5 protein-coding genes are annotated in these 4,930 nt (G+C 74.6%); 2 read left to right on the top strand and 3 right to left on the bottom strand.

Annotation, left to right across the window (positions count from 1 at the left end; genetic code table 11):
• Positions 1 to 32: 32 nt before the first annotated feature.
• Complete coding sequence (locus MCHT01_RS01450; protein WP_084451574.1) at positions 33 to 1,175, bottom strand: AraC family transcriptional regulator; 1,143 nt, start codon at positions 1,173 to 1,175, stop codon at positions 33 to 35.
• 77 nt (positions 1,176 to 1,252) lie between these two features.
• Between MCHT01_RS01450 and MCHT01_RS01445 the strand changes: the two genes are divergently transcribed.
• A complete protein-coding gene (locus tag MCHT01_RS01445) occupies positions 1,253 to 2,572 on the top strand; it encodes an MFS transporter (RefSeq protein WP_245643126.1) in 1,320 nt (439 codons plus the stop codon).
• Between the two features lie 69 nt (positions 2,573 to 2,641).
• Here the strand turns inward: MCHT01_RS01445 and MCHT01_RS01440 are convergent, their stop codons facing one another.
• Entirely contained in the window at positions 2,642 to 3,700 is a 1,059-nt protein-coding gene (locus MCHT01_RS01440) for an AraC family transcriptional regulator (RefSeq protein WP_067061409.1), read from the bottom strand.
• A 156-nt stretch (positions 3,701 to 3,856) separates the two neighbouring features.
• On the opposite strand from MCHT01_RS01440, the gene MCHT01_RS01435 reads away from it, so the two are divergent.
• Complete coding sequence (locus MCHT01_RS01435) at positions 3,857 to 4,393, top strand: carboxymuconolactone decarboxylase family protein (RefSeq protein WP_067061407.1); 537 nt, start codon at positions 3,857 to 3,859, stop codon at positions 4,391 to 4,393.
• A gap of 125 nt (positions 4,394 to 4,518) precedes the next feature.
• Here MCHT01_RS01435 and MCHT01_RS01430 read toward each other — a convergent pair.
• Positions 4,519 to 4,930 (bottom strand): methyl-accepting chemotaxis protein (locus MCHT01_RS01430; RefSeq protein WP_245643125.1); only part of this gene is annotated, 412 nt, incomplete at its 5' end.

The following is a 4,930-nucleotide window of genomic DNA, read 5'->3' as shown; positions in this document are numbered from 1 at the left end:
GCCGCTGAGGCGGGTCCGGCGCGTCGCCGAATTCAGCGAGACACCGGACGCCGCATCGCGCCCGGCGGCTGACCGACGATGCGCTTGAAGGCCCGGCTGAACGAGGCCTCCGAGTCGTAGCCCAGCCGGTCCGCCGCCACCGCCACGCGCATGCCTTCCTGCGAGATCCAGCGCCGCGCCTGGAACATCTTGACCTTGGCGACATAGCGGGCCGGGGTCTCGCCCACCGTGCGCGAGAACGCGTCCGCGAAGCGCGAGCGCGAGGCCCCCATCAGCTCGGCGAGCTCGGGCACCGACCAGTTGCGCTCGGGCTCGGCGTGGATGGCCGCGATCACCCGGCCGATGCTGGGGCACTGCACCGCCGCGATCCAGCCGGTCGCGTCGTTGCAGGCGCATTCGACCCAGGCGCGGATGATGCTCGCCGCCACCACGTCGGCCAGCCGCGCCAGGATGCCGCAGGCGCCGATGCGGTCCAGCGCGACCTCGCGCTCCATGGCCTCGAGCAGCGCGGGCACCGACGGGTCGCGCTGCGCCAGGTCGTTGGCCCGCATCGCGTCCGGCATCATCGACAGCAGCGGGTGCAGCGGATCCAGGTTGAAGCGCATCGCGCCGCAGAACATCACGTCCAGTCCCGCCTCGTCCTCGCTGGCCGAGCCCTTGCCCGGTTCCACCGCGCCGACGAGGTAGAGGTCGTCCGCCACCGGCCGGCGCGCGAGCGAGTCGATGTCCACCGCCGGCAGGTCCGGCGCACTGGCCAGCACATGCAGGCTGCCGCGCGGCAGCAGCACCGCGTCGCCGGCGTTGAGCCGCACCCACTCGCTGCCCGGCGTGCGCAGCCAGCAGCCACCGCGAGCGACGAAATGGAAGCGGGCCTCCTGCCGCGCCGGGAAGGCGACGGCCCAGGGCGCGCGCAGTCGGCAGCGGCCGTACTCGACGCCCTCCAGCCGCAGCCCCAGCAGGATCTGCGTCAGCAGGTCGGCCGGCTTGAGCACCGTCGGCGGCAAGGGCGGGACCGGGGCGTCGGCCAGCCGCGGGAGTTCGGCCGTCGGCAGGGCGCCCCGGGCGCCCTTGACGACTCGAGCGGCCTCGCCGGCCAGCGGGGCCCGGGGCGCCGCGGTCGGCTGAGCCGGCGTGGTCGCCGTCGCGGACGGACGGCTGGAGGAAAGGTCAAGCATTACGGCTTTTCCGGCATGGAAACGCCCGGATGCTATCCATAAGCTGACGCCCATTGAGACTTCTCCATACCGCCACCGTGTCTACTTCCTGCACCGATTGCCTGGATCCCCGCGCCGCCGGGCTCCCAGGCGCCGCCCCGGCCGCGGACGCCGCCAAGCCGGGCGCGTCCGCCGCCTCCGAGCACGCCGCGCGAACCGCCGACGCCTACTCGGCCCCGACCGGCTCGACCGCCTCCGACGCCGAAGCACCGGCCCGCTGGGCCGCCATCGGCTCGTTGACGCTGGGCGTCTTCGGCCTGGTGACGGCCGAGTTCCTGCCCGCGAGCCTGCTGACCGCGATCTCGTCCGACCTGCACGTCAGCGCCGGCGCCGCCGGTCAGACGGTGACTGCCACCGCGCTGGTCGGCGCGGTCGCCGCGCCGGCGATCCCCTTGCTCACGCGCCGCTTCGACCGCCGCCTGGTGATGATCGCCCTCACCCTGCTGCTGGTGCTGTCCAACGCGATGGCCGCCACCGCGTCCAGCCTGGGCGTGCTGCTCACGGCCCGGGTGCTGCTGGGCGTGGCGCTGGGCGGCTTCTGGTCCATGGCCGCGGCGCTGGCGATGCGGTTGGTGCCGGATCGCCTGTTCGCGCGGGCGATGTCGCTGATCCTCACCGGCGTGTCCGTCGCCACCGTGTGCGCCGCGCCGATCGGCGCGTGGATGGGCGAGGCCTGGGGCTGGCGCAGCGCCTTCATCGCCGCCGGCGCGGTCAGCCTGATCACGCTGGCCGGGCAAGTCCTGACCCTGCCCAAGCTGCCCCCCCGCGACAACCCCGACCTGCGCGTGCTGGGCGAGCTGCTCACCCGCCCCGGCGTGCGCGTCGCGCTGATGGCGGTGCTGCTGGTGATCTCGGGCCACTTCGCCGGCTTCACCTACATCCGGCCGCTGATGGAGGACGTCACCCACCTGCCGGTGACCTCGATCACCGCCATCCTGCTGGGCTACGGCATCGGCGGCTTCTTCGGCAACCTGGCCGGCGGCTTCCTGGCCGAGCGCAGCGAGCGCCGCGCCATCCTGGCGGGCGGCTCGCTGATCGTGGTGCTGGCGGCGACGCTGCTGGCCGCGGGCGGCTCGGCCTGGGTCACGGCGGCGGCCGTGGTGCTGTGGGGCTTCGCCTTCGGCGCCTTCCCGGTCGGTTTCCAGACCTGGATCATCCGCGCCGCGCCCGACCAGGCGGAGGGGGCCGGCGGCCTGATGGTCGCGGCCTTCCAGATCGCCATCGCCAGCGGCGCGATCGGCGGCGGCATGCTGGTGGACCGCATCGGCGCCCTGGGCGGCCCCGCCTTCGCCGTCGCCGCCATCACGCTGGGCACGCTGCTGACCTGGCGCCACGGGCCCAAGGTCCGCGCCGCTTGAGCGGATCGGCCGTGTCGTCTCCTCGGGCTCGGCGCTTGATGCCCGACGCCTCGCCCCTGGCTCCCGCCGTCATCCGGCGAGCCGCTTGCGCTCGGGCAACGCCACCGGCGTGACGATCTCGCCGGCGGCGCGCCAGGCGGCCGGCGTCAGGCCGGTCTCGCGCTTGAAGGCGCGCTGGAACGCGGCCTCGGAGGCATAGCCGACGGCCTCGCCGATCGCCGCCACGGAGTCGCGTCCGGCGCGTAGCCGCCGGCCCGCCTCGGTCATCCGGACCTGGGTGAGGAACTCCGCCGGCGACACGCCCGCCGCCGCCTGGAAGGCGCGGATCAGCGACGAGCGCGACAGATGCGCCCGCTCGGCCATCCCGTCGAGGGTCCAGTCGGCCGCCGGCTCGCGCAGCAGCGCCACGGCCAGCGCGGCCAGCCGCGGATGCGCGCTCAAGGCGAGCACGCCCGCCGCCGACGTCTCCAGCGCGGACGATGGCGCACCCGGGGTCGCGCCCGCGTCGAGACTCGCCTGATCTCGGACCGACCGCCCTTCCGTCGCGGCGGCCATCGCGGCCCGCAGCGCGACCGCGAACAGCGCGCCCGACAGATGCCGCAGCAGCGCGGCGCCGCCCTCGCCCGGCGCGTCGGTCTCCTCCCGCATCAGCGCGAGCAGCCGCGTCAGGCGCGAGTCCGGGCCCTCGCCCCGCACCACCAGCGCGGGCGGCACCAGGGCCCGCACCAGACGCGCCGAGGCGGCCGGCACGACGAAGCGCCCGCACAGCAGCGCGCCCTCGCCAGGCCGCGTCAGGCTCGCCGGATCGCGATCGCGCAGGCGGTGCGCGCCGCCGCCCGGCAACATCAGCACGTCGCCCGCGCGCATCGGCGCGGCGCTCAATCCGTCCGCGTCGACGAGGGCCTCGCCGTCGAGCAGCACATGGAAGGGCATGTGGTGGCCTTCCGCCGCGTCTTGCGCCAGATCCCATCCGGCGCCGAGCTCGCAGCGCACCTCCAGCCGGCCGTCGACATCGACCAGCGCCAGCAGCCGGTCCAGCATGCCGGCGCCATCGGCCGCATCGCCCGCCGGGGCCCCCGCGCGCGCTGCGCCGCCCGCCTCGATCCGCGCCTGCGTGCTCACGTCCATCCGAGATCCCCTGCCTGAAACGAACGGGCATTAGACAGGCACGGGCGGGCATTCGCGAGGCGGGCGGCGATTCCTACAGTGGAGTCACTGCAAGACACGCGCTGCAGCCCCTCGCAACGGACCCTCCGGTCCTCACGACACTCGAAAGGAATCGCCATGTCCCGCCTCATCGCCCCCGCCGTCGCCGACGCCCCGGAAGCCGCCCAGCCGCTGTTCGAGCAGATCCGCAAGGCCGCCGGCAAGCTGCCCAACGCCTACGCGCTGATCGGCGCCCTGAGCCCCGCCTCGCTGAAGCTGATGCTGGACGGCGACGCCGCGCTGGCCAAGGGCACGCTGTCCCGCGCCGACATCGAGGCCCTGCGCGTCGCGGTGAGCGCGCGCAACGGTTGCGACTACTGCGTGGCCGCGCACAGCCTGATCGGCAAGATGGCCGGCCTGAAACCGGACGAGCTGCGTCAGCTGCGCGCCGGCGAGTCGGTCGAGGACGCCAAGCGCCGCGCGCTGGTGGACTTCGCCCAGGACCTGGTCGCCAGCAGCGGCACGGTCGCCGCCGAGCGCGTGCAGGCCGTGCTGGACGCGGGCTGGACCTCGGCGCAGATCGTCGAGGCGATGCTGGCGATCTCACTGATCAGCTTCACCAACCTGGTGAACCGGGTCAACGACACGCCGATCGACTTCCCGATCCCGGCCTGAGGCCACTCGCCCCCTCAGCGGACGCCGGTCACGCCGCGACCGCTCACGGGGGCGCGTCGCGCCTCGCGACTCCGCGCGAGTCCGCGCGAGTCCGCGCGAGCGATCGTCGGCCGGGCTCGCGGTCCTCAGTGCCCCGCGCCGTCCCCGGTGCGGAAGCGGGCGACGGCCGCCACCAGCGCGTCGGCCTGCTGCCGCAGCGCCTCGGCGGCGGCGGCCGATTCCTCGACCAGGGCGGCGTTCTGCTGCGTCACCTGGTCCATCTGGGTGACGGCCTCGCCCACCTGACTCACGCCCTGCGACTGCTCTCGGGTGGCGTTGCTGATCTCGCCCACCACCTCGGTCACGCGCCGGATCGCGGCCACCACCTCGTCCATGGTCGCCCCGGCCTGCTCGACCTGGCCGTTGCCCTGCTCGACCTGCTCGACGCTGGCGGTGATCAGCGACTTGATCTCCTTGGCCGCCTCGGCGCTGCGTTGCGCCAGCGTGCGCACCTCCGACGCCACCACCGCGAAGCCCTTCCCGTGCTCGCCGGCGCGC

Source organism: Mitsuaria chitosanitabida ATCC BAA-476 = NBRC 102408, from assembly GCF_001598255.1.
GTDB classification, from domain to species: Bacteria; Pseudomonadota; Gammaproteobacteria; order Burkholderiales; family Burkholderiaceae_C; genus Roseateles; species Roseateles chitosanitabidus.
Note: the sequence above shows the minus strand (reverse complement) of the source record. Positions and strands in the feature narration are given on the sequence as shown.

Bases quoted from the DNA above. Each gene is read 5' to 3' on its own strand.
- MCHT01_RS01450 (WP_084451574.1), bottom strand. From the start codon at position 1,175: ATGCTTGACCTTTCCTCCAGCCGTCCGTCCGCGACGGCGACCACGCCG.
- MCHT01_RS01440 (WP_067061409.1), bottom strand. From the start codon at position 3,700: ATGGACGTGAGCACGCAGGCGCGGATCGAGGCGGGCGGCGCAGCGCGC.
- MCHT01_RS01435 (WP_067061407.1), top strand. From the start codon at position 3,857: ATGTCCCGCCTCATCGCCCCCGCCGTCGCCGACGCCCCGGAAGCCGCC.